Below are 26,357 nucleotides of genomic sequence, written 5' to 3'. Positions count from 1 at the left end.
AGACACAGGACAATGTCTGAAACAAGGCAAAGCACCTTTTGGAGAGCCGGAAAAAGCCCTGCTTGCCAGCGGCCCTTCTTTAAGTCATCCTGTGCGCCAAGGACCTGAAGAGAGCGGTCCGATCGTTTGTGGGCTTTTATCCTTTTCCCACAACGCTCCCGCCTCGATCGTCCGAGCCGCGACGCCCCATCGTTTGACATGTGCCGGACATTTTCTGCGCCATGTCCTGATCGGGCTGCTCCGGCAGGATTAGTTCAGTCCGGCACAGGCTCACAACCTGACCGGAGTGCGTTTTCATCCGGTACCAGACCACGGGCCGGACGTCTGTCAGGGGTCGAATGTCACGCGACGTGATCACAGCCAGGAGCCTAACCGAAACGGGACCAGATGCGTCCCGCGGTCTGGCATTCCGGCTGATCCGCCCCCTCCACCCCGTACAATCAGGTGTTCCCTCTGGCCCAAAGCGCCACACTGGAGCATCGTGGAGTTCAGTTTTCCATGACCAAGCGTATGCTTATCGACACCACACACGCGGAAGAAACGCGTGTTGTGGTCATGGACGGTGACCGCGTTGAAGATTACGACGTCGAGACATCATCCAAGAAACAGCTCAAGGGCAACATCTACCTTGCCAAAGTCATCCGTGTTGAGCCGAGCCTTCAGGCCGCTTTCGTAGAATACGGCGGAAACCGTCACGGCTTCCTCGCCTTCAGCGAAATTCACCCGGATTACTTCCAGATCCCCGTCGCAGACCGCGAGAAGCTTCTGGCCATCCAGGAAGAAGAGGTTGCGTCTGAACAGCGCGCTGAACTGCCGGACAGTGAGGAAGAGCCCGCTTCTGAAGAAACGGACGAGAACGACAACCAGGATCGTCGCGCACCAGAGACCGTCGGTGGCGAGCATGACACGGGTGAGGAAAGCGCAGCTTCGCGTCGTACAGCCCGTTTCCTGCGTAACTACAAGATTCAGGAAGTCATTCGCCGCCGTCAGGTCCTGCTCGTTCAGGTCGTGAAGGAAGAGCGTGGCAACAAGGGCGCGGCCCTCACCACCTACGTCTCTCTCGCTGGCCGTTATTGCGTCCTGATGCCGAACGCCCTGCGTGGCGGTGGTGTCTCCCGCAAGATTACGTCTGACACGGATCGCCGCCGTCTGCGCGACATCATTGCAGAGCTGAACCTGCCCAAGACGATGGCCATGATCGTCCGGACAGCAGGTGCAGGACGTCCAGGACCGGAAATCATCCGCGACTGTGAATACCTGCTTCAGCTCTGGGACGACATTCGCTCACACGCCCTGTCTTCCGTTGCCCCAACACTGGTTTACGAGGAAGCGAGCCTCATCAAGCGCGCCATTCGCGACCTGTTCTCCAAAGACATCGAAGACATCATGGTCGACGGTGAATCTGCGTGGAGAAGTGCGCGTGAGTTCATGCGTCTGCTGATGCCGCACAACGCTGGCAAGGTGAAGCTCTGGCAGAACCGTGGGCAGAGCCTCTTCGCGCGTTACAACGTCGAAGGGCATCTGGATGCGATGTTCTCCCCGACCGCACGCCTGAAGTCTGGTGGCTATCTGGTCATCAACCAGACAGAAGCGCTTGTCGCCATCGACGTGAACTCCGGTAAATCCACGTCCCAGCGCAACATTGAGGAAACGGCCCTCCGGACCAACCTCGAAGCGGCTGAAGAAGTGGCACGTCAGCTGCGTCTGCGTGATCTGGCCGGCCTCGTCGTGATCGATTTCATCGACATGGAGAGCCGTCGTCACAACGCTCAGGTCGAGAAGCGCCTCAAGGAATCCCTGCGCACAGACCGCGCACGCATTCAGGTCGGGCATATTTCCCATTTCGGCCTGCTCGAAATGTCCCGCCAGCGTCTGCGTCCGTCCATCGCTGAATCACTGCTGACGCCTTGCCCGCACTGTCAGGGTACTGGCTTCATTCGCGGTACGGAAAGCTCCGCTCTTCATGTGCTGCGTGCGATCGATGAAGAAGGCACCCGCCAGCGTGCCGCCGAAATCGATGTTCATATCGGATCGGACATTGCCCTCTACATTCTGAACAACAAGCGCGACTGGCTGTCTGACATTGAGCAGCGTCACCGCATGCGCGTGATCTTCCGCACGGAAGAAGATCTGCCCGCAGCAGACATGCGTATCGAGCGTATCCGTCCGCAGACCGCTGCACCGGCACCTGAGCCAGTACCGGCTCAGATTGCTGCGCCTCACAACGTCCGCACGATCGAAATCATTGAGGACGAGGCACCTGTCGTGCCTCAGGCAGCCGCAGTTGAAGCACGAGCTGAACTGCCTGCCCGGAGTGAAGACGTCGAAGTCAACACGGGTGACGAGGAAGAGGGCAACAACGGCAACCGCCGTCGTCGTCGTCGCCGTCGTCGTGGTCGTCGTGATCAGAATGGCGAGAACGAGACCGTTCAGGGTAATGCTGCCGAACCAAATGGCGAACAGCCTTCCGTCCATCGGTCTGACGATGAAACCGAAGAAGTCGGTCTTATCCCGGGTCGTCGTCGGACGCGCTTCAAGCGTGTTCAGAAGGAAGACGAAGTCGCAGCAGAAGCCCCGGTGCAGGAAAAGGTGTCCGTCCAGGAAGAAACACCTAAGCCAGCACGCCACGCTCCGGTTCAGCAGCCTTCCCAGCGCCGCCGGGAAGAACGCCAGCCTGTTTCGCGGGGATATGCAGGCCCGACGCCGGCTGATCCGTTCGGTGGAAGCTTCGATATTTTCGATGTGATCGAACAGGCTGAAATGGAGCAGGCTTCCCGCCCGCTTCAGACATCCACAGCAACCCCTGCCCGCCTTTCTGTCGAGAGCGCTCCGGTAGTTGACGTTGCCGAGATCGCTGCCGAGCCGATTGCTGCAGAAGAGGAAAAGCCGAAGCGCACCAGAGGGCGCCGCAGCACAAAGGCTGTGAAGGCTGAAGCAGTGGCCCCGGTAGCGGCAGAAGAAGTCGTCGTGGCTGCTCTGACTGCTCCGACGGAAGAGGAAGCTCCGGCAAAGCCAAAGCGCCCACGCACCCGTCGCACGACCAAGGCTACAGAAGCCAAGGCAGACGACGTTGTTGTGGAAGCAATGGCTCCGGAGGCCTCAGCTCCTGTCGCAGAGGATGAGGCAACCGCCAAGCCAAAGCGTACTCGCGCCCGTCGCGCAACCAAGGCTGTCAAAGCCGACGACGCAGCGGATGATGGAAACACACTACAGCCCATCAACATTGACGAGTTGCCACCGGTGACGCGTCGCATGGGCTGGTGGAAGCGGTAACACCCGCTTCTCGCCCCAACAAAAAGCCGACCGGGAATATCCGGTCGGCTTTTTTTATGCCCGGTTCATGCGTAACGCTTCAGGCAAACTTCAAGGCTTGTGGAGCCCCGCACGGGGTCTGCGGGGCGGTCATAATGTTGATGAACAAAGAGCCCGGTCATGTTCGCATAAGACTGCGCGGCCTCTTTCGAGAAACCACTTCCGCGATAGGCCTCATACCACCTCTCCTGGGGAATGACCTGCACTTGGACGGCGCGTCCTACCAGTCTGGAAAGGACAGCAGCAACATCTGAAGACGTGTAGCTCTCCGGCCCCTCAATATTGTGGATACCCGTCTCTTCGACGTCAGACATCAGTAACTGACCTGCCAGGCTTCCAACGTCTTCTGGAGCGACCATGGGAAACACCTGTGTTGGCGGCAGAAATGTCTGTAACACTCCTGTTGCTTTTGCAGCGCTTATCGCCGCCGCCCAGTTGCTTATGTAATAGGCCGCGCGGACAATACACACCGGAACGTTCAGGGCCTGCGCACCCTGTTCCAGCTCATACAAAACGCCAAGATCACCACAGTGCTCACCAGGTTGCGCGCCATAGGTGGATTGCACGACGACCTTTTCCAGAGCGACGCCCCGCAATGCTTTCAAAATGGAGCATACGGTCTTGCGTTCTTCCACATCCGTATTGCCAGACACTGCCGCAGGGGGATTGAGAACGAACACGCGTTGCGCCCTCTGAAAAAGCGCCCTCAGAGTATCGGTGTCATTCACATCCACTGCCGCATAATCTACGCCGTCATGGCGTTGTTCAGAGGCCGCAACCACCTGCCGGGTTACTACCGTGACATCATGCCCAGCCGCCAGAACAGTTTGTGCAACAGCGCGGCCGACATGGCCTGTCCCGCCAAGAATGACATACATGCCTGCATCTCCTGTATCGTCGAAAGGCGTGCCCCCAGAACGGCATCAGCCTTCGTAAGGAGACCCCACGAAGGCTGATGAAAGCACACACGATGTAACTAAATGGCGTAACCCGTTAGGATTTTTTTACGAATTCAGACTTCAGGTTCATTGCGCCAATTCCCGCGATCTTACAGGCAATATTATGTCCGTCCGTCGCATCAACAAGACGAATATTCTTGACCTTGGTTCCGCTTTTCACAACCAACGAAGATCCTTTGACCTTCAGGTCCTTCACAACCGTAACGCTGTCACCATCTACAAGGACATTGCCATTGGCATCTTTGATTTCCGCAGATGCGTCGCCAGCGTCGGCCTGACCGCCCTCTTCCGGGTTCCATTCATTGCCGCAGTCCGGACAGACCCACAGGGCCCCATCCGGATAAACATGCTCCGACCCACATTTGGGACATTTCAGCTCATCAGTCATATCAAACCTCACTCTTTCGTGAGATCTACTTTAAAGCACTGAAGATGATAGGGAAATGCGCCAGCTCAATCTGCCCGGAAAACTTTTACCGGCAGACGCTCTTGTTACCGTTTGCCGCAATGAACGTTCCCGTCAAAGGTTCAAAACACGCATTCTGCGGGCAGGACGACGTTGTGGTAGCCAAACCCTGCGCATAAAGCGCTGATCCTGCCAGATTGGCTTCACGCTGCGCTGTCCCGCAAAGCGGCGTATTTGACGCCGCAGACGGGTCATTCAGAAGCACCTTATGACCATCCGCCGGAGCTTCTTCGGCCAACCCCGGAGCAAAATCCTGCGGGGGAATCTTCTGGGCGGGAGCCTGCACGGCCGCGCTGGAAGATGGGGCGGAAGGCTGCTCCGCACAAGCTGCCAGAAGAGGCAGGACAACAAGGCTCAACCAGAACGAACGCATGTGAACTCCGGATCACAAACCGGGCCACGCCCGGACACTTCACCATTAAAGACCCAGATCGGCCTGGGACGTAAGAAGGGTATCGAGTTTTGCCCCACGTTGGCCGTCAGCGAAAGACAGAACCACACGTCCGTTCAAAGGTTCCGCGTCCGAATGGGTCACGGGACGCCCCTTGCTATCCTGAACGAGCACATATCCTCGACTGAGGATCGCCCTTGGGGAGACCGCTTCCAGATGACTTCCCAACCCATCAAGACGCGCTTTCTGAAGCCTGATAGCGCTATTGAGAGTCTCAGGAGACAGTCTCTGTCGTTCTACCCGAAGGTGGAACCGTTGAGACGCGCGCTGCCATGCCGTGACAAGAGCGGTCTCTGACGCACGAAGAGCGCTCTGTCGCCGTTCGATCATTAAACGCGGTGACGGAAGCTGCTTTGAGGGCGCCGTCAGGGCGGCCCTCGCCCGGCTGACAATCAGTTCCGGCGACGGCAGTTGCCGTACCGGAGCATCCAGACGGCTTCTTGCGCGCATGACAAAGGCTGGAAGAGCAAGATCAAGGCGCTGGCTCCGGTCATCCAAACGCATGCGGGCAGTCTCAAGAAGAGACGGCAGATCTGGCAGTCGCGATGTAGCCTGCTCCAGCCTTGCCCGGGATGTCTGCATGATGCGGCTCAAACCACCTGCCAGACGGGCAGTCCGATGTGCCAGATCCGCGACCAGTTCAGAGCGCAAGGGCACGGCCATTTCTGCCGCAGCCGTTGGTGTGGGTGCACGACGGTCTGAGACAAGATCTATCAATGTCGTGTCTGTCTCGTGTCCGACAGCCGAAATAACCGGGATGGGACAGGCTGCAACGGCACGTAAAACACGCTCATCATTGAAGGCCATAAGATCTTCAAGAGAGCCACCACCACGGGCCACAATCAGAACATCCGGGCGACGAGCCCTGTGTGCCATACCGTCAATGGCCGCAGCGATCTGGGCCGCAGCCCCCTCTCCCTGCACGGCAACAGGCCACAACAACACATCCCGGGGAAAGCGACGCTCGATGGTCGTACGAATATCATGAAGAACCGCCCCGGACCGTGACGTCACAACACCGACCAGCGATGGCAGAAACGGGATGGTTTTTTTGCGATCGGCTTCGAACAGTCCCTCATCAAGCAGTTTGCGACGCAGGCGCTCAATATTGGCGAGCAGAGCTCCCTCGCCTGCGAATTCCATCCGATCAATGATGAGCTGATAGCTGGAGCGCTCGCCGTAGGACGAGACCTTTCCCGTCGCGATGACTTCATTGCCGTTCTCGGGCGCCATACCCAGGCGCGACACCGTTCCACGCCAGATGACGCCGGAGATCTTTCCGCCCTCATCCTTCAGGGACAGATAAATATGCCCGGACGGGTAACGCTTGAGTTCCGTCACCTCACCACGCACACGAACACGCCCGAATCCGGTCTCAAGCGTGCGCTTGATGGCTCCGGAAATCTCGGAAACTGAATATTGCGGCACATTCCCGCGTGCAGACGCGGCATCACTCTCCATCATGGCGCCAGTCTATGCTACGCACGCCGTCAGACGAAGCCCTGATCTCAGGGACCCGCAGATGAAAAAGGGAGAGCGGAATGCGCGTTTTGCTGGTCGGTTCCGGAGGGCGCGAACACGCCCTGGCAACATGTCTGGCGCGCTCGCCCAGTCTTTCGGCCCTTTATGCGGCGCCTGGCAATCCTGGCATGGCGTCTTTGGCCACCTTGGTTCCCCTCAAGGTTGAGGACGTCGCGGGCCTTGTTGCCTTCGCCAAAGAGCAGAAAATTGATCTGATCGTCCCCGGACCTGAAGCCCCTCTGGTCGCAGGTCTGGCTGATGCCTGCGCGGACGCTGGCATTCCATGTGCTGGCCCGACCAAAGCGGCAGCTCTGCTGGAGGGTAGCAAAGCCTTCACCAAAGAAGTGGCTGACGCCGCAGCCATTCCAACTGCAAAATGGGAGCGCTTTGAAGAAGAGGCTCCTGCCCTTGAATTCGTGCGTCGACGCGGCGCACCGATCGTGGTGAAAGCAGATGGACTAGCCGCTGGTAAAGGCGTCGTCGTAGCGTTGAGCGTAGACGAGGCAGAGGATGCCATTCGCAAGCTGGGCATGCCGCTTGTGATTGAAGAATGCCTTGTGGGCGAAGAGGTCTCCCTTTTCGCATTCTGCTCTGACGAAAAAGCCGTTCTGATTGGTGCCGCACGAGACCACAAACGCCTCGGAGATGGCGATACAGGCCCCAATACGGGTGGCATGGGCGCTATTTCTCCACCGCCAGCTTTTGACCGAGCGGCTCAGGAAAAAGCCCTGGATCTGAGCGTTCGCCCCATGCTGGCAGAAATGGTTCGCCGGGGAACACCTTTCCGCGGTGTGATCTTTGCAGGGCTGATGCTGACCAGCGAAGGTCCGAAACTGATTGAATATAACGTCCGGTTCGGGGACCCTGAAGCACAGGCATTGTTGATCCGCCTGAAGTCCGACCTGCTCCCCATTCTTGCAGCGCTTGCTGATGGCAATCTTGAACATGCCGCTGCCGACTTTTCGGATGAGGCTTCCATTTCTCTGGTGCTGGCCGCCAACGGCTATCCAGATGCCCCAAAGAAGGGAGGGCGCATCACAGGTATCGAACGTGCCGAAGCTGTTCCGGGCGTGTCCGTTTTTCATGCAGGCACAAAACTGGTCGATGGAGTGCTTGTCGCTGATGGCGGCCGCGTCCTGACCGTTTGTGCCAAAGCAAGCACCCCTGAAGAGGCACGCCGCCTTGCCTATGAGGGTGCCTCAGCCATTCAATGGGAAGACAAGATCTTCCGGACCGATATCGGCCTCTAGAAGGCCTGCTCAAGAAACAGGCTTTCTGTGTCTTCGGGCATCAGGACGTGGAAAGGGCTCGCAGCGCATCGGTTGTTGGAAGAATTTTCATAAAATTCAACCAGAACCCATGCGGGCCTTTCTGCTCCACCACGAATTCGGTGCATTCTGCAGGGAAATTCACCGCGTAAAAACGGAGTTCGCCTTTCTGCATCAGAAAACTGACAGGCATGACTTCGAAGTGGGATGCTACGTCCTTCCGCTTAACATCAAAATGGGATGTTAAATCAGGATCACGCGCAGCCAGAACAAGAGTGTATGCCCCATTCTCCCCAAGCGAAATCGGCAATGCTACCCCGTGATCGAAGAACATTGAGTGGCTTCGTTCGTAACTTGGCAGAGATGCGAAAACTCTTTCAGGAAACTCAGAGTAAACCTGGGTAAGAGCCTGAGTTAAATCTGGCGACATTCCTTCGGACGCCAGATCGAAATCAACTCCCGTGAGAAGCTCACGCGCATCCTCAACAATATCCTCGCGCAGAACGGGATTATTGTAAATACGAGGGCAATGGAACAGTCGTGAGTAGACCTCAAGATCATTAATCTTACGAGATCTATGTCGCGAAAGGCCATTACTGATCTCTTCTTCCGAAATCATGCAATGGTAATCTTGAACGAGGTTTGAAACGACAAATTTTTCATTCATCTCCGTAACCGGATGAATAAACGTTTTTTCTGCTCCGTTAACAATTTCTTTTTCAAGATAAACAGGTGCCCAATCATACTGCCTCAAACTATCGCAGTAATGCGCGAGTTCTTCTGTTCTCATACCTGCACTAATAACTTCATGCGACATGACGGCTTCGCCGATTGGCCACGTCAGCAGGCCTTTTTCCCTCTTAAGAAATGACATTTCCAACCGTCTCTTCAGAATAAGCAAGGCTGCCCTTCTCGAAAAGAACGAGATACAGAATAACCCTTTATGGACATGTTGAGAGAGATCGTAATATCCCTCACAACTACCAGAATGAGCCCATGCATGATTTTCGGCTTCAACATGCTTATAGACAGCATCAATATTTCTCGCTGCCATATCATCGAAGATGCTGTCGAGATCATTTAAAACCGCAACATCATTTTCGATTGAACAAATATAATCGTACTCGTTATGATTTAAAATAAACAGGTTTTGGTGGTAATCTCCATTATACCAATATCCACCATAATTTCCTATTTCCGTACCCCAGGCGAGCCCAAGGCTTTCCACTTCGGAATAAGGAGCCAGAAATATATTTTCGACTTCCTGTATATGCTCGGGGATTTCTACTGTTCCCCTTGAATTATCGTAAAGTATATAAAAATCTGATTTGTTAGAATGTTTTTTGCAGCGCTCGTAAGACCGCTGGATGACTGCATCCCAGTTATGGCACTTGAAGAGAACAGCGGTCTTTTTTCCCATGATAATTTATTCTTTCTCTCGGACGGTCATCTCATGCCTATCCCTTAACATGGCTGAAAATTTGTGAATATATGATCCGAATTCAATTTAATCTATCACGCGCCATGGTTCGGCATTAATTTTCGAGCCTTCCTGCACACCTGCGAAGAAGAACCTTTATGAGCACAATATATGAAGGCGATCATTACATTGTTCGTGCATTGGAAGGTACTGACGAAAAAAATATTATTGTTACCAGCTTTACCGGCGTAGGCGCTCCTGAAAGACACGACGGTACATTTTTTGGATATTCACTTGCAAAAAAACTCGATCTTCCTTGGGTAGGAATTATTGCCAAGCATGACTGCTGGTACAGGGACGGAGATTATCTGCAAGCGTTTAGCGCAGCTCTTCACTGGATCCAGATCAGAAAGCAAACTTTGCACACACAGGATATTTCTCTTCTGGGATACGGCGTATCCATGGGAGCCTATGCTGTTATTAAATATTCCAGACTATTTAATTTTGACTATGTCATTTCCATGGCCCCGCAATGGAGCATTGATAGAAGCGAAGTTAGTCATCACTCCCACTTCCAGAATTTTTTCCAACCAATACTCAAATCCATGGGCATTCAGACCGAAGACACTCATGGAAAAATTTATGTTTTCTTTGACCCGTATGAAAAACCCGACTCCGAAGAAGTAAAACTTATACAACAGAAGACCCCTGCGTTTTCTGTTCCCGTCTGTCACGCAGGCCATATGGTGACGGCACGTCTCAAGGGCACGAAGATTTTCCAAAAACTCGTGAGCAACCTAGACAATCCCACCGCTATCCGCCGTATTGCGGCGCGCACCCGCAGAAATGCCCCTGAAAATATTTTCAAAATTCTTCGATATGCTCAGAGAAAAAGTCCACTCTGGGTTTTTCGCTTACTAACCTCTGACCATCCCGCCAATCGGGAGATCCTCGATCACTTCATGCGCCATCATGACGCTGACATGCGTGCTCTGGCTGCTGATCTTGCCCGTGCTGGTCATTCTACGGAGGCGACACAGCTATTTCGTCAACTCGGGAGAAATTACCGTCAGGTTTTCACCGCTTCATATGTCCTGGCCTGGACCGGTGAATTGCTGTGTTACGACATTTCCGAAAAATCTTTCCTGCAAACCAAGCATCATATTCCCGAACGTGGCGCACCAGTCATCCTGAATGACGATGGTCTTTACGCCCTTACACCCGCAGGCCTTATTCCATTAGCCTGCCAGACCCAGCAGGATGGTTTCTGCTTCTCGATCCATACCGAAAACGGGCATCTCTCTGCACGGCCCGATGGGACAGTTGCGCCCGTCTCTCATGTGATGGACTGGGAGAAATTCTGCGTCCTGCAATATCAGCAGACTTAATCCGACACGCGGCCTTATTTTACCCAGACGTGAGAGAACAGCATGTGGCTGAGAAGCGTCGAGTAGTAATTCCCAAGCCTCTTTGACACAAAGTCGATTGTCTTCATCTGGATCATGGGGGCACCGGGCATTTGCCTCATGATCTCATGACCAGCATCCTGCCAGATCGGTGCTGCTAAAGCTGGATCTGTCTGGGTTTTGGCACGTTCAAAAAGAGACTGAACATGCTGGTCACAAAAACCCGTAAAATTAGGCGAAATGGCTGAGTTCGGATGGTAATTATCGCACCCAAACAGATCATCAAGAAACGTCGATGCTGAGGGATAATCTGCGAACCAGTAAGACAGACTAATCTGCACATGGTTGGCTGTATTCTGTTCGTAGGACTCTGCCAGTCCAGCTGTTATGGGACGGAGTTGTGCCTTGAAACCGATCTGCTGAAGTACATTTCGCAGATATGTTCCCATTCCAAGCTCAACGGCCCGGTTGGGAACCACCAGCGTTACGGTCGCTCCCTCTTCACCGGCCTCACGCACAAACTTTCTGGCTCTCTCCAGGTCCTGTGGGCACGAAAGACCAAGATCAGCGCCTGGTATGCCGTGTGGAACCATCTGACAAAGAGGTTCGGAAATCGCGCCACCACCGAACAAAATCGTCATGGCATGCCGATTCACAGCCATACTGACAGCCTGACGAACCCGCTGATCTGTGAACGGCTTTTCGTGCAAATTCATAGCCAGATAATACAGCCCCAGCAGCGGCTCTATATGAACCTGCGAGGTGTATTTCGCGCCGAGTTCACCCAATCGGTCAGAGGGCTTGGCATCGAGCATCCAGTCATATTGGCCCTGCTCGACCGCAGTAATCTGCGCCTCGTCAGAGAGACCGAAATTATACTCGATGCGGTCAGCAAACCCGTCTGTCTGGGCCTGTGGGTTCCAGACATGAAAGTGGGAGTTTCGTTCCAGCACAATGCCATGCTCGGGATCGTAATGCGTGATCCGATAAGGCCCTGTACCCGGCACGGTCTCATTCCCCACATCGTGCACAGACACTGACGCAGGCAGAATAACTGCGTGAGGGAACGCAAGCTTATAGAGAAACTCTCCATCCGGATGAGCTAGATGGAATACGATTGTTCCGTCTGGGCGCCCTTCCACACCCGGCAACGTGCAGTGGTCCGGCGCATCCAGGCACTCTTTCGCACCGACAATTCCGCCGTAAAATGAGGCTGCCGTCGGGCTGCCGACCCGATAGATCCGACGAAAAGACGCAACCACGTCTTCAACACGAACCGGCGATCCATCCGAAAACTTCAGACCGGACCGTAAATGGAGTGTCCATGTCAGCCCATCAGGGCTGATAGTCGGCATAGCGTCCGCAAGATCGGGAACGACCTCTAGCCCGGTAGGGCCACGCGCCTCTCTGAACGTCAGCAGGGGATCGTACATATTGACGAACACCTGCATGTACTGCGTGCCGTAATTAACCTGCGGATCTAATGTCCCACCGGGACCATCAGCGGTGAGTCGAAGCGTTCCACCTCTATGCGGGCTGCCCAGCGTCTGCCCATCCCAGTCAGGAGGTGTTTGCTCCTGAGCAAACCCCGTCCCGGCCACACCAAGTGAAAGAGCGAAGAGAAAGGCCGGGACACGCATTGCCATTTAGCGCTTTGACAGCTGACGAAGGCGGGCAATCAACGCATCTGCATCGCCAGTCGCATCGATTGTACCAGCATAGCGGGCGCTTGGATCCATGATAACGATCCGTGGAGCCGGAACGTAATGGTCACCCTCTTTCTGATCCGGGGCATGATACTCAGCCGTCATGGCCTTAATCATATTCGGCGTACCCGTGAACGGCATCACATGGGGAGCGACCGGAATGACGTAGTTCCTGAGGGCTTCGTTTTCATCAAACGGGTCCAGAGACACCGCAAGCGGAGAGACACGGACGCCTTGTGCGTGAAGGGCCTGATACGCCTGCTCCATGCTTTTCAGCACCGGCTGGCAGCGATCTTCCGGGCAGTTGGTGTCAAAGAACCACACCAGAACCCAGGTCCCGTGGAAGTCTCCTTCCGTCACCGTGCTTTCCCCAAGGGAATCAAGACGGAAGCTGCCGCCAACTTCATTTCCGTTGGACTGTACCAGCAGCCCCGGTCCACCATGAGAGGCCAACTGGAAGCCGACCCCGGCCAGAACTGCCGCAACTGCCAGCACTCCCCAGATGATGCGATTGCTGATCCGCTTGCGGCGTTCGTGTTGGGTTTCCATGGTCGTTCAGTCTCTCAGTGTGCGTCAGCCCAGCTCGGGCCAATACCGGTTTCAACCTCAAGTGCCACATCCAGCTTGGCAGCACTTCCCATTTCCTGACGGACGAAACCCGCCAATGCCTGCGCATCCTGCTCCTGAACTTCGAAGAGCAGTTCATCATGCACCTGAAGCAGCATCTGCACCTTCAGGCCCGTCTCAGGCAGCTTTCTCGCCAGACGCACCATGGCGCGCTTGATAATGTCAGCGGCACCGCCCTGAAGCGGCGCATTGATCGCCTGACGCTCAGCATAAGATCGACGAGCGCCGTTCTTGTCCTTGATGCCCGGCACATAACAGCGGCGACCAAACGGCGTCAGAACGTAGCCATGCTCTTTCGCCTCTTCCTTGGTGCGGTCCATATAGGCGCGAATACCGGGATAGCGGGCAAAATACGCATCAATATAAGAGCGTGCTTCACCCGGCGAAATCTGAAGCTGACGCCCCAGACCGAACGCTGAAATCCCGTAAATAATGCCGAAGTTGATGGCCTTGGCCCGACGACGGGTCAAAGAGTCCATGCCTTCAATGGGAATACCGAACACTTCGGAGGCCGTGCGGGCATGAATGTCCTGCCCAAGATGGAACGCCTCCAGCAAAGGCTCGATCTTCGCCACATGGGCCAGAAGTCGCAGTTCGATCTGGCTGTAATCCGCAGACACCAGAACATGCCCCGGAGCCGCCACGAAAGCCTTACGGATCAGCGCGCCTTCTTCCGTCCGGATCGGGATGTTCTGAAGGTTCGGCTCATTGGAAGACAGACGCCCGGTGGTCGTAATGGCCATCTGAAAGGACGTGTGAACGCGCTGCGTTCCCTGATCCATCTGCTCAACAAGCGCATCAGCATACGTGGATTTCAGCTTGGCCAACTGCCGCCAGGACAGGATCTTCTGCGGTAGGTCATGCCCCTGCTCCGCCAGTCCCTCAAGGACAGAGGAATCCGTCCCCCATGAGCCGCTTTTGGTCCGCTTCCCACCCGGAAGCTCCATTTCGTTGAACAGAATCTCACCAAGCTGCTTGGGCGATCCAACATTGAAACTGCGCCCAACCTGCTCGTGAATATCTTTCTCGATCACCGCCATACGCGTTTCAAAATCGGCCGACATACGCCGCAGCTCAACAGCATCCACCTTGATCCCGACATCTTCCATATCCGTCAGGACTTCAATCAAAGGGCGCTCGATTTCTTCATAGAGGGCCAGCGACTGACGAAGACGTAACTGAGGACGCAGAACCTGCCACAACCGCAGCGTGACATCGGCATCTTCCGCTGCATAAGCCGTCGCCTGATCCAGCGGTACTTCAGCGAACGGAATGCGTTTGCGCCCCGTTCCCGTTACGGAATCATACGTGATCGGCGTATGGCCAAGGTGAAGCTGCGACAGCTCATCCATGCCCTGCCCGTGCTCTCCCGCAGACTGTGCATAGGAAATGAGCATCGTATCGTCGATCGGCGTTATTTCAGGCAGACCAGCTTTGCGGAACACCGTCAGATCATATTTGGCGTTCTGGAAGATCTTCAGGACAGACGCATCCCGCATCAGCGGGGCAAGACGCTCCAGCGTTGCAGCACGATCAAGCTGCTGATCGGTCGGCTGATCGTCCGGCCCATCCTGCAACAGATCCCGCTTGCCTTCATGCAGGAACGGCACATAACAGGCCTTGCCCGGCGCAACAGACAGCGACAGCCCGATCATATTGGCCTGACGCGCATTGAGGCTGTCCGTCTCCGTATCAACGGCGACAACCCCAGCCGTTCGCGCCTCGGCAATCCACCGATCCAGCGTCTCGAAATCTGTAACCGTTTCATACGGTCCATAAGACGCTTCAGAGAGCGTCACGGTCGGTGCTTCACCCTCCGCTGGCGCTGCCTTGGGACGCGGCGTGGGCCTTGGCTGTGCCGCCAACCCCAAACCCATACGCTGGATCGTGGAATGGAAGCCCATCGCGTCGAGCCAGTCCCGGAGCGTTTCCTGAACAGGCTCACGGCACCCCAGTTCCTCAATCGGCTGCGGCAACGGCACATCATCGGCCAGCAGAACCAGCTTGCGAGACATCCGGGCGGCATCCGCAAATTCAATCAGGTTCTGGCGGCGCTTAGAGGCTTTCATGCCCTCCGCAGCATCCAGAACCTTTTCCAGCGTGCCATATTCATTAATAAGCTGGGCCGCGCCCTTCGCGCCAATACCCGGCACCCCCGGCACGTTATCAGTAGAGTCCCCCATCAGGGCCTGAACATCGACGACCTGATCTGGCCGCACACCGAACTTGGCTTCAACTTCCGCTTCCCGAATCGGCTTCTGCTTCATCGGGTCCATCAGTTCGACGCCAGGACAGATCAGCTGCATCAGATCCTTGTCCGATGAGATGATCGTGCAGCGTCCACCCTGCGCCACAACAGCCTTGGCATAACTCGCGATCAGATCGTCTGCTTCCCAGCCAGCCAGTTCAATCGACGGCACATTGAACGCCGCTGTCGCATCCCGGATCAGACCAAACTGCGGGCGCAGGTCTTCTGGCGGCTCAGGGCGATGCGCCTTGTATTGAGGATAAATCTCGTTGCGGAACGTCTGACGACCAGCATCGAAAATGACGGCCAGATGCGTACCGACATGATCGCGCAGCAACCGTGTCAGCATATTCGTGAAGCCGTAAACCGCATTGACCGGCACGCCGTCCGGGCTGCTCATAGGCGGGAGGGCATGGAACGCACGGAAAATGAACCCAGACCCGTCAACCAGAACCAGATGAGGCGTTTCAGACGGCACGAATATCTCCCTTCTCGCCCGGAAGGGCCGGACGTTCTAAAATCTTCGCGATGATAGGCTCATTCCCATCCGTTTCAAACCGCCTGTGGCGTCTTTCCTGCACCGTGGCCTGCTTTACGGCCTGCACGCTGCTTCTTGGTGCCTGCACGCACCGGCCAATGCCCGACCTGCATCCGAGAGCGAAAGAAACAGCCCTCATCCCTCCCGATGTGACGCTTAGCATGTCGGATGGTGCTCACATTCCTTTAAGAATTTATCCCGCAATACACCCATTGAAGGCCGTTGTTCTGGCCCTTCATGGCTTCGGAGACAGCCGGGATGCGTGGGAATTCTTTGCACCGCCCCTGAGCGCTGCCGGTATTGAAATCGTCTCCCCAGATCAGCGCGGGTTCGGCGCCACACAGGACGCAGGTGGCTGGAGCAGCACGGCGCGCATGATTCAGGACACGCGGGAAGAGCTTACGTGGCTCCGCAGCCGTTATCCCGGCGTGCCTCTCTATGTCATGGGCGAAAGCATGGGGGGAGCCGTCGCCCTGATTCTTGCGACCAATCCGACACCGGAATTATCCGGAACCATTCTTCTCGCACCAGCCATCATGAAGCTCGGCGAGCCCTGGCAGACCGTTCTGGATGGCCTCGATACAGTCGCGCCCCACTGGAAACTGGATGGATCATCCGTCCCCGGAGAGCGCGTTGCGAGCGATAATATCCATGCCCTGCGACGCATGTATTTCGACCCACTGACCCAGCATAGTTCGACCATTCATCCACTTTTTGGCCTGACCCACCTCATGACCACCGCCTTCGATGCCGCATCACGAGTCAGGACACCCATGCTTATGATTTTCGGTGGTCGGGACCAGTTCGTTCTTCCGCCTTACACAGCACGTCTGTTGCAACGCCTTCCCGGCTCAGTACGACTGGACGAATTTCCGACGGCCCACCACCTGATGAGCCGGGATAAACGGATGACAGCACAGGACGTCACCTCATGGATTTTGACGCCTGAAAGCGCCCTCCCATCTGGCGGAGACGTGGCGGCAGCCCTGTGGAAAGCCACCGCGCAACCGTGAACAAACAAAATTTTACTAAGGGCTTGGCAAGCCTATCCTGAACCGTCTATTGGAGACCCGACGGACCCGTAGCTCAGCTGGATAGAGCGTTGCCCTCCGAAGGCAAAGGTCACGCGTTCGAATCGCGTCGGGTCCACCACCAATCTCAAAAATCGCTATCTGCCGCCAGTTTTCGGCAGGTTTGACACTTTCGAAGACAGGTTTGGCATTTCGCCTCAACCTTGACATTGCCGAACGTGCCAATTCAACCGGCTCGGCGGCCCGCGTATAGCGCGCTACTTCGGCCAAACTCCCATGCCCTGTGATGGCGACGATCTGGTGCATTGTACAGCCAGCCTCCGGGCCTGCGCCTTGCGAAGACCATGCGGATTGCATTCGGACAAAGGCCGCACCTGAGAGCACCAGTTAATAAACTGATTGTAGAAGGTGTTTGCGGACATCGAGCGACGCTGCGCCGTATAAAACAGCAAAACCACCGTCTGTGTACTCGTGGAAAAAATCTCACCGGGACGAGTTCTGGCAATAGCCAAAACAACAGGTATGCCACCCCAAAAAGCTACGACCAGATCTATATGAAGGTTCGACATGAGCATTCTTCACACCCTCAAGGGTAAGCTCCGCTCATGCCACCGTCAGCAAGATGCAGTCCTGCTTGTAATCCTTAGTGCATCTCGCCTTCAGGCTTTTGGAGAAGCACCTGCGCAGCGTCGAGCAGGTCGCGTCCTAATTCAGCCGCCGTCTGCGGCGAAAGAGAGAACTGTTCGAGCTTATCACCAGCAGGATAGTGTTCAGGGGATGTTGCAGCTTTTACCTGAAGCACCACAGCGCCGTCCTGGATTACCACCGTACGAAAGCCCGTTACGCTCGAAATATCGAGGTTTCCGTCTTCCTTCAGTTTCCATTCGTCAGCCATGTGTCGTCGCTCCGTTTTATAGTGAGGCGCGCAAGATGGCCGATGATGGCGCATGGGTGAAGCCATGAATCACGCCCCCTGCCCTCAAGACAGCCACGCAACTGACCGTCCGTGCGATTGGTGGCATTAATGCCGCCAATGCAGATACCCGGATTCTGCGTGCGGGCGACACAAGCCAAAACCAGACCGTCAATGGCTATCTGACTGTTCAGTATGGCGGGGGAAAATTCAGCTTCCAGCCAGACGGAAACGCCATGGCCTATGACGGGTCGGGGAATGCCTTTTTCTCCGTATCTTCCAGCGCCATCAACTGGAACGGCCGTGGCTTTGTCTTCACTGACGATCTGCAGCTCCCCAAGACGGACAAGATTGTTCGCATGATCGTCCATGGGGTCGCGTCTCAAAGCCACGTGACGTTCTCGTCCGGCTTCTCGGATACGCCGCAGGTGGTGGCGCAGAACGCCAGTGCGAGCGACGCGAACTGCAGGGAGGTCAATGCCGATGCAGGCGGCTTTACGTTGTGGATCAACGGCGGCGGCACAACAGACATCACGGTATTTGCAATCGTACACAAATAAATAACCACTGCTCTAGAGGCCATCAAGGCCGCCTATCCGGATCGCTATTATGCGGCCCCGAATGGCACGCGTTTATGACGCTTGGTCCGGTACCACGGAGGATCCGCAGGCCCGCATTAATGTGCTGGATATGCCCACCGCCTTCAGCCTGATTGTGCTGACGGCCATGGAAAGTCAGTTCGCCAGCCTCGCCGCTATCAATCTGATGCTCGGAGTTCCCATGGTAGAAAGCCAGTTCCGCTATAAACGGCAGCGGACAAACTCGAGATATGGCCCCGCTCGTGGGCTTACCCAGATAGAGCCTCTGACGCATGATAATTGCTGGAAGCACGGCTCAATAATCTATCACAAAGCACTGTAGCCAAGGTTATCCACGGGCTTATTGGCAATCTGACGCCAAACGCTGATCGGATGATTACCAATGTGATGCCTAAAATTCTGCCACGGCTCGCATCAAATGCTGGTGCAACCGCGGGCTGCTTCCGGCCTAGAACGCCCTCCATGGACATAAGTTCGCTTCACAAATGTGTGTATAATATAGCAGTGGGCAAGGCCAACGAACGAGCCAATACCCTGCATTTCAAAGCAGCAGTTGCGCGATAAGGAAAGCCTGTAGCATGAAACACGCTTATGCAATTTTCATCTCTGCCTTATTGCTGCCTTGCATGGGGCAGGCAATGGCCAATCCCGCCAATTTCGTACCGAACTGGCGATCTTATACTCAGGCCCGGAATCCGGGAGACATTGTTGGCTCTCCAGACGTTGCCGCCAGTATTGGCAGGAAAGTGGATGCACTCAACGGGCAGATGCAAAATCCGGAAATCCAGGGGGGTACAGCGACAGGTCTAGACGTGACTGGTTCTGTCATTAAGGCTGCCGGTGCGCCACTGGCCCGAACGACTGCCGAGCATTTTTCCGATATCGTCAACAGTCACGACTTTGGAATTAAATGCAATGCGTCTCTGAATACAGCAACACATGCTGTTTCTGGAACGGATGACACTGCCGCGATCCAGATGGCTGTTAACGTCGCAGCAAGGCTAGGATCTCCGATTAATTTTCATGGGGGCCAGTGCCTGATTTCCGCGCCGATCGTCATTCCACCCTCCGCCACGGCATTTACCCTCATCGGAAACAGTACAGTGTTTATCGATACGGCGGACAGCGACGTCTTTACGCTGGCAGGGGAGAATCTTTCTGATACGGATTTTGGGCGTATTCGTTTCGACATGCGCAATATGATGATCATTAAAGCCGCCAATAATTTTTCAGGGACGGCCATCAGCATCAACGGCGGAAAATTCCGTGGTATTATCGATAACGTCAGTATTTCGGGATTTCATATTGGAATAGCCCTACTAAACACGTCTCAGCAGCGCATCAATAATGTGCATATCGATGCTGATAGCTCGATATCTAATGGCGCTAATTCATATGGCATTTATATCGAAGGCACATGGAAGCCGGGGTGGACAGCGGCCCAGACTAAGTTCAGTGCGAATAACACAGTAAGTGGTGCGACAGTTGTATATGGCACAGGCGCATACATAGGAAACGCTGTACAGGGCGTACGTCTGGATAATTTTGCAACGCTGGAATCTCGTGGATGGGGTGTTCAGGCTATCGGAGCCAAGGATGGTAGCCCGCAGAACTATAGTGAAGCGTTAGAAGTGCGAAACAGCTATCTCGAAGGGTATCTCGGTGGCATTAGCGCGGATAACCTGGGCCTGTTCCACATCATCAACACAAACTTCGATACCCCATCAGTAGGAGTAGCTTCCAACTGGGCAGCTATCCACGCACTTGGGCAATTCGGTGGCACAGTTATCGGGAATACGATCGACGGGTATCGGAAAGGACAGACGACATCACCAATCGTACTAGGGGGGGCTGTCGTCGCGACTGGTAATAACATAACCGGCCTGTCCCCGAGTTCAAGCATACCCTGTTTTGACCTGTTCCCAAAAACCGGCGGAGGAGACAATATGTTAATTTCCGACAATAGATGCTGGGCTTCTGGTGGATATAAAAACGAAACCGATGGTCATATTTTCGGAAGCAATAACCTCTGGTCTGGCCTTGGGAACAACCAGACGATAAGCGTTGGATTTGGCAATCAAGGTCTTGAAGAAATAACTGTATCAAAAGAAATTTCAAGTTCGGAACAAAATATCCATATGCATCATGCAATAGATTCTTCAGGAAATGATAGAACTACTTCTGGTGCCATAAATATGTTCGGGACCAGTTATATTTCATTCGGCGCAAATGATCCTGCCGGTCCGGAGCAAGTTGTTTATCTCGCCAATGATACCAAAGGGGATTTGGCTGTAAGGTCTGGTGGGTTTTCGCTGGCCCAATTCACCTTCTCCACAATGTTGCATCCGGACGGTTCCTGCGTTCCTGCATCGTCTGTTTTCGTCACGGACGGTCGGAATACAGGAGAAGCTGCAGGGGCTGGAACTGGTGTAATTGCCTACTGCACTATGCAGAAGCGCTGGTTCGCGAATGGTGCGCCGCTCACGCACTGAATGAGTGCAAGTTATGCCCGTCACCGTATTGCAAACCGCCCTCGAGGCAGTTTCGTATGTTTGAAGACTAAACTCTGGCCCCCTGTTTCCCTGCTACTGTTGATTTGTCTGACGCGTTTGCTCAGAACCCATTGATTAAGTATGGGAATTTTCCTTCAGGCTTTGTGAGAAGACTGGAGATAAGCAACTTGTACTGGCTGACGGACGACCAAATGGATCCGTCTGCGCCCCCTCTTGCCAAAGAGTCACGACAGACCCCGCGTTGATAAGCACCATAGGGATGAAGATAAACAGTCTGGCTGCCGGAAATGCAGAGCCCCAGACAATCATGATTGATGCTATTGTATCTCAAGGCACACCGTACCGCTTTGAGCCTGCGGCTAAAAAGGGGGGCCAAGACGACCAATCGGAAAAACCAACGGCGGCATGACCACGAAGTTGCATGCGACCACCGATCAGAATGGACGACTGCTGGGCTTCTTCATGAGAGCGGGACCGATAGTGATTATGCCGGCGCCTCTGCTCTGCTGGACAACCTTCTTGCTGCACAATAGATGCTGGGAGACTGGGGTCATGACGCCGACTGGTTCTGGGTATGCCTAGAACAGAAAGAGATAAAGCCCTGCATTCCAAGACAGAGGTCCAGCGGAAGAACTGTCAAATACGACAGGCGGAAATACAAACGCCGCAAACCGTATCGAAATGATGTTCGGAAAGCTCAAGGACCGGCGGCGGGTCGCAACCCGCTACGACAGATGCCCGACCGTCGTCTTCTCAGCCATCTGCCTCGCCGCAACCGTCATGTTTTGGCTATGCATCCTGAGCCTAAGGCTCTGGAAGACGGAAAGATGACACCAATCCCAAACCACGCGGTGATCGCATCCGTGGCTGCCATAGCCTCTGATGAAATTTTTGGCTTTCGCGCTGAGAAATACTGTGGCTGCTGATCAGCCGTCCAAAAGGTTGGTCAAAATTCCCTCCTCCTGCGTGAAATGCTCTTGCCATCTTTTTCGACCATACTGGTTGTCTTGTGGTTGGCACGAATCACTCTTCCACCAAGTGAAATTTGGCATAATTATTTTTTATATGAAACTGTCTGTTACTTTTTGTCGGGTTGAGAAATAAGTACCGAGCCTACAGCTCGAGTCACAGTATGAAGATGCTTACATCTCCCCTTCAGTTCGCTCCGTCGTCTCTCCCCTCAGAGCATTCGATTTTTCATGAAAACTGGTGGCTTTCGGCGGCCACTGATGACCAATGCGACAGAATTGAAATTAAAAACAACGGCGCAATTGTTTCTGATTTCAGTTTTTACAAAAAAACGCATTTCGGGATGAAGTATATCATCCCACCGCCCTACACGCGTACTTTAGGGCCTCGGTTTTTTCTTCCTGCCTCAAAAGCGTTTCGTCGATCTCAAAAAATAAGAAACATCGTTTCTGAGCTCATAGAAGCCCTGCCAAAATACGATCATCTGAAAATCAGTCTGGACCCGTCAGACGAGGCTGCCTTCGCATTTTCTATCTCGGGGCTACAAATCAGAAATGCTTTTACATTCCGGGTCGACAAAAATACCTCTCCTTGTGTCGTTCTCGAACAGTGCGATCAGAAAACGAGAAATCTCATTCGTTCAGCAGCACAAAAACTAGATGTTGTTCAGAGTACAGATATTGAAGACTTCATCCAGATGTCTTTGATTGACCAGCCACACTCGAAAAACAGTCACGATTTCCCAAGAATGACTAAGATTTTTGAGGCTTGCTTATTACGTAATCAAACATGCGTCTTAAGTGCGTATGGTGAGAAAAATCAGAGGGTGTCTTCGTGTGTCCTGATCTGGGACGATAAAAATCTCTACTTTTGGCAATCCGCGCGCGACCGTTCCTTTTCCACGCCGGGCGCGAACATGCTCCTGATCTGGGAAGCCCTGAAACTCTCAGCGTCCAAAAACCTGACTTTTGATTTTGATAGTTTTGCATCTGTTCGTGCTGCAAAAATGCTTGCCAGCTTCGGTCAACCTCCCGTTATCAGACCACAGGTCATCGGATCGTCAGTTCGGTATCAATGGGAGCGTGCTGCCAATTCAACTCTTATTTTTCTAAGAGATAGCTGGAAAAATAAATTGGCATCCTGAAGCCCGGAAATGAACACTCGAGATCAAGATTTAGGTTTGACACCCAACGTTTTACGCGTTGCTTGTCCGCGATAGAAATTTGATGGTTTGACCCGATAAGAAACTGTTTTTAAAGACTTTATCTAGTACGTCGGGTCCACACACCAATTTCAGAAATCGCCGTCTTAAACCGAGTGAGTTTTCCTGAGGAGAACAACGGCGCTGCGTTCTTAATGGAACACGCTCCAAAGACCATAACGCGGCCTGCCCAGCATAATCCTGGACAGGCCTCGAAAAGGTTCAAGCAGCAGTGCGGGCCGTAACACCCAGACGGAAGCCTTCTTTCTTCAGCGCCTGAATGGATGCTTCAGAATACTTGGCAACCAGCGGCGTTACGTTACCCGGTGCGCACCAGAAGCCCAGCGTCACGGCGACATTGGCCGGACGAGGCAGAAACGAAACGGATGGCGCGGGCGTTTTGAGAACCAGAGCGTCATTTTCAAACAGCCCCAGAAGCAGTGCACGAGCCTTGTCGATATCGTCGTTGTAATCAATCAGCAGACTGACCGACGCCAGAAGTCGCTCTGACTGCGAGTTGTTGATGACAACATTGTTCGAGAGCGTCCCGTTCGGCACATAGACGATGTCATTGCTGGCATCCTGCAGCACGGTGCGGAACATCTCGATCGAAACAACCGTTCCGGTATTGCCCGCTGCGGTAATGGAATCACCCACCTTGAACGGACGGAACAGCAGGATCAGCACGCCGCCCGCAAAGTTAGCAAGACTACCCTGAAGAGCCATGCCAACAGCCAGGCCAGCCGCACCCAGAACAGCGACGAAGGACGTCGTTGCAATGCCAACCATCGAAGCAACGCTGATTAGCAGAAGCGCCTTCAGCAGCAGCCCGACGACACTGAGCAGAAAGCCCCGGAGGGTCGGCTCAATGTTGCTGGCAGCCATCATGCGGCCCATGCCGCGCGTGATCATGTTGATGATGGACCAACCCACCAACAGCACGATAATCGCCAGAACAAGCTGCCCGACGTAACTCAGAAGAGTGGGAAGCCAGCCATAAAACTGTCCCCACAATGTATTGACGTGATTTTCCATGAACCCCTCTGTCGCTCGTTCAGTTGGCACAGCCGTGCCTACAGATGGCTCACAGGGTAGTGGGCTTCCATGGGCGGCTTCAAGTCTGGCTTGAAAAGTTGGTCGCCTCTTAGTCCACAAATCATCCGGCTCAGAAGGTAGCCTTAGGCAAAGGATAGAAATTTCCATCACGTTCGAGCGAGAGGCGCGTCTGTAGCCCTATGTCACGGTTCCAGAACACGCGGCGAACGTTGAGGCCCTTGTACGACAACATTTCGTCGTGCCGGGCGACCCCGGCCGCAAGGGATGGCCGCTGCCCGAACCTGGAGAGAAGCCATGTCTGACGAAAACAGAGGGGTCGTTTATCTCGGCCCCAATCATGTTGAAGTCCAGCGGATCGACGACCCCAGAATGGAAACACCCGATGGCCGGAAGATTGACCACGGCGTCATTCTCAAGGTCGTCTCCACCAATATCTGCGGCTCCGACCAGCATATGGTTCGGGGCCGTACAACAGCGCCATCCGGGCTGGTTCTCGGCCATGAAATTACCGGCGAAGTCATCGAAACCGGATCGGATGTCGAGATGGTCCGCAAGGGCGATCTGGTCTCCGTTCCGTTCAACGTCGCCTGTGGCCGATGCCGATGCTGCCGGGAACAACACACGGGCGTGTGCCTGACAGTCAATGCGAGCCGCGCGGGCGGCGCCTATGGCTATGTGGATATGGGCGGATGGATCGGCGGGCAAGCCCGCTACGTCATGGTCCCTTATGCCGACTTCAATCTGCTGCGCTTCCCTGACAAGGCTCAGGCACTTGAGCACATCAGAGACCTCACAATGCTGACCGACATTCTCCCCACCGGCTTTCATGGCGCCATCAATGCCAAGGTAGGTGTGGGATCAACGGTCTATATCGCAGGAGCAGGCCCCGTCGGCATGGCAGCGGCCGCGTCGGCGCGCATTCTTGGCGCGGCTGTTGTCATGATCGGCGATTTCAATCCTGAGCGCCTCGCCCACGCGAAGGCAGTCGGGTTTGAACCTATCAACCTCCAGAACCATGACCGGCTCGGAGACCTTATCGAACAGGTCATCGGGACACCGGAAGTCGACAGCTTCATCGATGCCGTCGGTTTCGAGGCCAAGGGATATGACGGAAAGGAACAACCAGCCGTCATCCTCAATCAGGCCATGGAAGTCACCCGTCCAGCCGGTGCCATCGGTATTCCGGGCCTGTACGTAACGGAAGATCCGGGCGCTCATGAATCTGCGGCGCAGAAAGGCAACCTGACACTCCGGTTGGGTCAGGGTTGGGCCAAAAGCCAGTCTTTCCACACCGGCCAGACCCCTGTTCTTCGATATAACCGGCAACTGATGCAGGCCATTTTGCATGGACGCCTGCCCATCGCAGATATCGTCAACGCCACTGTGATTTCACTGGAAGACGCACCACGCGGCTACCATGACTTCGACAACGGCGCTCCGCGCAAGTTCGTTCTCGATCCTCATGGAATGCTGAAAAACGCAGCCTGACTCCTGCTTTGTGTCATGACCCGTTCCCTGTTGGGTCATGACAACAGGAAATGCGACTCTTCGACGGAGACCAGTCCATGCCCAACGACACGCCTCTACATTTCGTCACCCTGCTCGGAAGCCTCCGCAAAGCCTCCTTTAACGCGTCGGTTGCGCGCGCCTTGCCCGAACTTGCGCCCGAAGGGGTTTCCATTACCCCGCTCGGATCAATCGGACACTTTCCCCATTACAACGCGGATCTTCAGGACGCAGGCTTTCCGCCCCCCGTTCTGGCCATGGCGGAACAGATCCAGGCTGCAGACGGCGTCATTATCGTGACCCCGGAATATAATTATTCCATTCCCGGCGTACTGAAGAACGCCATCGACTGGCTCTCCCGCGTAGCGCCTCAACCTTTTAGTGGAAAACCTGTCGCCATCCAGACGGCGTCCCCCGGCATGATCGGAGGGGCCAGAGCGCAATACAACCTCCGACAGAATATGGTGTTTCTGGACGCCTTTGTTCTTAACCGCCCAGAGGTCATGATTGGCATGGTCGCAGGGAAAGTAGATCCGGAAACGCTGAAACTGACTGACGAACCTACCTGCAAGTTCATTGCCGGCCAGATCGTTGCCCTTGCTGCATTAGCTCGAAAGCTTAGGAACTGACCCCGCAGAAGGTAAAAG

22 protein-coding genes, 1 tRNA gene and 1 pseudogene are annotated in these 26,357 nt (G+C 54.6%); 12 read left to right on the top strand and 12 right to left on the bottom strand.

The features are described 5' to 3' along the window. Window positions 1-136: 136 nt before the first annotated feature. Entirely contained in the window at window positions 137-358 is a 222-nt protein-coding gene (locus KP707_RS02410; protein ID WP_099210490.1) for a hypothetical protein, read from the bottom strand. 140 nt (window positions 359-498) lie between these two features. Here KP707_RS02410 and KP707_RS02405 point away from each other — a divergent pair, with 140 nt between their 5' ends. Next, complete coding sequence (locus KP707_RS02405) at window positions 499-3,273, top strand: Rne/Rng family ribonuclease (RefSeq protein ID WP_211502026.1); 2,775 nt, start codon at window positions 499-501, stop codon at window positions 3,271-3,273. Between the two features lie 65 nt (window positions 3,274-3,338). On the opposite strand, the gene KP707_RS02400 is transcribed toward KP707_RS02405, so the two are convergent. From KP707_RS02400 to xseA, 4 genes are all read right to left on the bottom strand, one after another. Then, window positions 3,339-4,190: an NmrA family NAD(P)-binding protein gene (locus KP707_RS02400; RefSeq protein ID WP_211502025.1), complete on the bottom strand. Its 852-nt coding sequence runs from the start codon at window positions 4,188-4,190 to the stop codon at window positions 3,339-3,341. 115 nt (window positions 4,191-4,305) lie between these two features. Continuing rightward, a complete protein-coding gene (locus KP707_RS02395; RefSeq protein WP_211502024.1) occupies window positions 4,306-4,659 on the bottom strand; it encodes a zinc ribbon domain-containing protein YjdM in 354 nt (117 codons plus the stop codon). A gap of 85 nt (window positions 4,660-4,744) precedes the next feature. Further along, window positions 4,745-5,110: a hypothetical protein gene (locus tag KP707_RS02390; RefSeq protein WP_211496566.1), complete on the bottom strand. Its 366-nt coding sequence runs from the start codon at window positions 5,108-5,110 to the stop codon at window positions 4,745-4,747. Between the two features lie 45 nt (window positions 5,111-5,155). Then, a complete protein-coding gene (xseA, locus tag KP707_RS02385; RefSeq protein WP_211502023.1) occupies window positions 5,156-6,652 on the bottom strand; it encodes an exodeoxyribonuclease VII large subunit in 1,497 nt (498 codons plus the stop codon). Window positions 6,653-6,729: 77 nt separating this feature from the next. Here xseA and purD point away from each other — a divergent pair, with 77 nt between their 5' ends. Continuing rightward, a complete protein-coding gene (gene purD, locus KP707_RS02380) occupies window positions 6,730-7,959 on the top strand; it encodes a phosphoribosylamine--glycine ligase (RefSeq protein ID WP_211502022.1) in 1,230 nt (409 codons plus the stop codon). 40 nt (window positions 7,960-7,999) lie between these two features. On the opposite strand, the gene KP707_RS02375 is transcribed toward purD, so the two are convergent. Continuing rightward, window positions 8,000-9,397 (bottom strand): hypothetical protein, encoded by a 1,398-nt coding sequence (locus KP707_RS02375; RefSeq protein ID WP_211502021.1) that lies wholly within the window; start codon window positions 9,395-9,397, stop codon window positions 8,000-8,002. 158 nt (window positions 9,398-9,555) lie between these two features. Between KP707_RS02375 and KP707_RS02370 the strand changes: the two genes are divergently transcribed. Next, a complete protein-coding gene (locus tag KP707_RS02370) occupies window positions 9,556-10,785 on the top strand; it encodes a hypothetical protein (protein ID WP_211506700.1) in 1,230 nt (409 codons plus the stop codon). A 14-nt stretch (window positions 10,786-10,799) separates the two neighbouring features. On the opposite strand, the gene KP707_RS02365 is transcribed toward KP707_RS02370, so the two are convergent. The 3 genes from KP707_RS02365 to polA are packed head-to-tail and all read right to left on the bottom strand — an operon-like array spanning window position 10,800 to window position 15,862. Continuing rightward, on the bottom strand, window positions 10,800-12,443 hold the full coding sequence (locus KP707_RS02365) for an ABC transporter substrate-binding protein (protein ID WP_373687771.1): 1,644 nt from the start codon (window positions 12,441-12,443) through the stop codon (window positions 10,800-10,802). Between the two features lie 6 nt (window positions 12,444-12,449). Beyond that, window positions 12,450-13,058, bottom strand: a complete 609-nt coding sequence (locus tag KP707_RS02360) for an SCO family protein (RefSeq protein WP_064273936.1) — start codon at window positions 13,056-13,058, stop codon at window positions 12,450-12,452. Between the two features lie 14 nt (window positions 13,059-13,072). Beyond that, complete coding sequence (gene polA / locus KP707_RS02355) at window positions 13,073-15,862, bottom strand: DNA polymerase I (protein WP_215751558.1); 2,790 nt, start codon at window positions 15,860-15,862, stop codon at window positions 13,073-13,075. A 50-nt stretch (window positions 15,863-15,912) separates the two neighbouring features. On the opposite strand from polA, the gene KP707_RS02350 reads away from it, so the two are divergent. Continuing rightward, complete coding sequence (locus KP707_RS02350; RefSeq protein ID WP_211502017.1) at window positions 15,913-16,935, top strand: alpha/beta hydrolase; 1,023 nt, start codon at window positions 15,913-15,915, stop codon at window positions 16,933-16,935. Between the two features lie 62 nt (window positions 16,936-16,997). Then, window positions 16,998-17,074 (top strand) — tRNA-Arg (locus KP707_RS02345). 522 nt (window positions 17,075-17,596) lie between these two features. On the opposite strand, the gene KP707_RS02340 is transcribed toward KP707_RS02345, so the two are convergent. Beyond that, the gene (locus tag KP707_RS02340; protein ID WP_007283724.1) at window positions 17,597-17,848 is read right to left on the bottom strand and encodes a hypothetical protein; all 252 of its coding nucleotides are present in this window, start codon (window positions 17,846-17,848) and stop codon (window positions 17,597-17,599) included. Further along, window positions 17,827-18,237, bottom strand: coding sequence for a hypothetical protein (locus KP707_RS02335; RefSeq protein WP_211506702.1), 411 nt, complete (start codon window positions 18,235-18,237; stop codon window positions 17,827-17,829). Before KP707_RS02335 ends, KP707_RS02340 begins: the two co-directional genes overlap by 22 nt. On the opposite strand from KP707_RS02335, the gene KP707_RS02330 reads away from it, so the two are divergent. The 5 genes and pseudogenes from KP707_RS02330 (at window position 18,226) to KP707_RS02310 (ending at window position 23,091) form a co-directional block, all read left to right on the top strand. Further along, entirely contained in the window at window positions 18,226-18,426 is a 201-nt protein-coding gene (locus KP707_RS02330; RefSeq protein ID WP_211502015.1) for a hypothetical protein, read from the top strand. The two genes, KP707_RS02335 and KP707_RS02330, sit on opposite strands and share 12 nt — an antisense overlap. 49 nt (window positions 18,427-18,475) lie before the next feature. Then, the gene (locus tag KP707_RS02325) at window positions 18,476-18,787 is read left to right on the top strand and encodes a hypothetical protein (RefSeq protein WP_211502014.1); all 312 of its coding nucleotides are present in this window, start codon (window positions 18,476-18,478) and stop codon (window positions 18,785-18,787) included. A gap of 256 nt (window positions 18,788-19,043) precedes the next feature. Continuing rightward, entirely contained in the window at window positions 19,044-20,957 is a 1,914-nt protein-coding gene (locus KP707_RS02320; protein ID WP_211502013.1) for a hypothetical protein, read from the top strand. 179 nt (window positions 20,958-21,136) lie between these two features. Then, window positions 21,137-21,809 (top strand): annotated as a pseudogene (locus KP707_RS16695) (IS5 family transposase). Window positions 21,810-22,110: 301 nt separating this feature from the next. Continuing rightward, the gene (locus KP707_RS02310; RefSeq protein WP_211502012.1) at window positions 22,111-23,091 is read left to right on the top strand and encodes a GNAT family N-acetyltransferase; all 981 of its coding nucleotides are present in this window, start codon (window positions 22,111-22,113) and stop codon (window positions 23,089-23,091) included. 279 nt (window positions 23,092-23,370) lie between these two features. Here KP707_RS02310 and KP707_RS02305 read toward each other — a convergent pair whose 3' ends face one another. After that, window positions 23,371-24,183, bottom strand: a complete 813-nt coding sequence (locus KP707_RS02305) for a mechanosensitive ion channel family protein (RefSeq protein WP_215751560.1) — start codon at window positions 24,181-24,183, stop codon at window positions 23,371-23,373. Between the two features lie 315 nt (window positions 24,184-24,498). On the opposite strand from KP707_RS02305, the gene fdhA reads away from it, so the two are divergent. Further along, window positions 24,499-25,692: a formaldehyde dehydrogenase, glutathione-independent gene (gene fdhA, locus KP707_RS02300; protein ID WP_211502011.1), complete on the top strand. Its 1,194-nt coding sequence runs from the start codon at window positions 24,499-24,501 to the stop codon at window positions 25,690-25,692. A 77-nt stretch (window positions 25,693-25,769) separates the two neighbouring features. Further along, window positions 25,770-26,339 carry an NADPH-dependent FMN reductase gene (locus KP707_RS02295; RefSeq protein WP_211502010.1) on the top strand — a complete coding sequence of 190 codons (570 nt, stop codon included), beginning with the start codon at window positions 25,770-25,772 and terminating at the stop codon, window positions 26,337-26,339. Window positions 26,340-26,357 lie beyond the last annotated feature (18 nt).

It is taken from the genome of Gluconobacter sp. P5E10 (assembly GCF_018812145.1).
Taxonomy (GTDB): Bacteria; Pseudomonadota; Alphaproteobacteria; order Acetobacterales; family Acetobacteraceae; genus Gluconobacter; species Gluconobacter cerinus.
The sequence above is the reverse complement of the archived record's forward strand: the minus strand, read 5'-3'. Positions and strand labels throughout refer to the sequence as shown.

Bases quoted from the DNA above. Each gene is read 5' to 3' on its own strand.
- KP707_RS02405 (WP_211502026.1), top strand. From the start codon at position 499: ATGACCAAGCGTATGCTTATCGACACCACACACGCGGAAGAAACGCGT.
- KP707_RS02400 (WP_211502025.1), bottom strand. From the start codon at position 4,190: ATGTATGTCATTCTTGGCGGGACAGGCCATGTCGGCCGCGCTGTTGCA.
- KP707_RS02395 (WP_211502024.1), bottom strand. From the start codon at position 4,659: ATGACTGATGAGCTGAAATGTCCCAAATGTGGGTCGGAGCATGTTTAT.
- KP707_RS02390 (WP_211496566.1), bottom strand. From the start codon at position 5,110: ATGCGTTCGTTCTGGTTGAGCCTTGTTGTCCTGCCTCTTCTGGCAGCT.
- xseA (WP_211502023.1), bottom strand. From the start codon at position 6,652: ATGATGGAGAGTGATGCCGCGTCTGCACGCGGGAATGTGCCGCAATAT.
- purD (WP_211502022.1), top strand. From the start codon at position 6,730: ATGCGCGTTTTGCTGGTCGGTTCCGGAGGGCGCGAACACGCCCTGGCA.
- KP707_RS02375 (WP_211502021.1), bottom strand. From the start codon at position 9,397: ATGGGAAAAAAGACCGCTGTTCTCTTCAAGTGCCATAACTGGGATGCA.
- KP707_RS02370 (WP_211506700.1), top strand. From the start codon at position 9,556: ATGAGCACAATATATGAAGGCGATCATTACATTGTTCGTGCATTGGAA.
- KP707_RS02365 (WP_373687771.1), bottom strand. From the start codon at position 12,443: ATGCGTGTCCCGGCCTTTCTCTTCGCTCTTTCACTTGGTGTGGCCGGG.
- KP707_RS02360 (WP_064273936.1), bottom strand. From the start codon at position 13,058: ATGGAAACCCAACACGAACGCCGCAAGCGGATCAGCAATCGCATCATC.
- KP707_RS02350 (WP_211502017.1), top strand. From the start codon at position 15,913: ATGATAGGCTCATTCCCATCCGTTTCAAACCGCCTGTGGCGTCTTTCC.
- KP707_RS02340 (WP_007283724.1), bottom strand. From the start codon at position 17,848: ATGGCTGACGAATGGAAACTGAAGGAAGACGGAAACCTCGATATTTCG.
- KP707_RS02330 (WP_211502015.1), top strand. From the start codon at position 18,226: ATGATCGTCCATGGGGTCGCGTCTCAAAGCCACGTGACGTTCTCGTCC.
- KP707_RS02335 (WP_211506702.1), bottom strand. From the start codon at position 18,237: ATGGACGATCATGCGAACAATCTTGTCCGTCTTGGGGAGCTGCAGATC.
- KP707_RS02325 (WP_211502014.1), top strand. From the start codon at position 18,476: ATGCGGCCCCGAATGGCACGCGTTTATGACGCTTGGTCCGGTACCACG.
- KP707_RS02320 (WP_211502013.1), top strand. From the start codon at position 19,044: ATGAAACACGCTTATGCAATTTTCATCTCTGCCTTATTGCTGCCTTGC.
- KP707_RS02310 (WP_211502012.1), top strand. From the start codon at position 22,111: ATGAAGATGCTTACATCTCCCCTTCAGTTCGCTCCGTCGTCTCTCCCC.
- KP707_RS02305 (WP_215751560.1), bottom strand. From the start codon at position 24,183: ATGGAAAATCACGTCAATACATTGTGGGGACAGTTTTATGGCTGGCTT.
- fdhA (WP_211502011.1), top strand. From the start codon at position 24,499: ATGTCTGACGAAAACAGAGGGGTCGTTTATCTCGGCCCCAATCATGTT.
- KP707_RS02295 (WP_211502010.1), top strand. From the start codon at position 25,770: ATGCCCAACGACACGCCTCTACATTTCGTCACCCTGCTCGGAAGCCTC.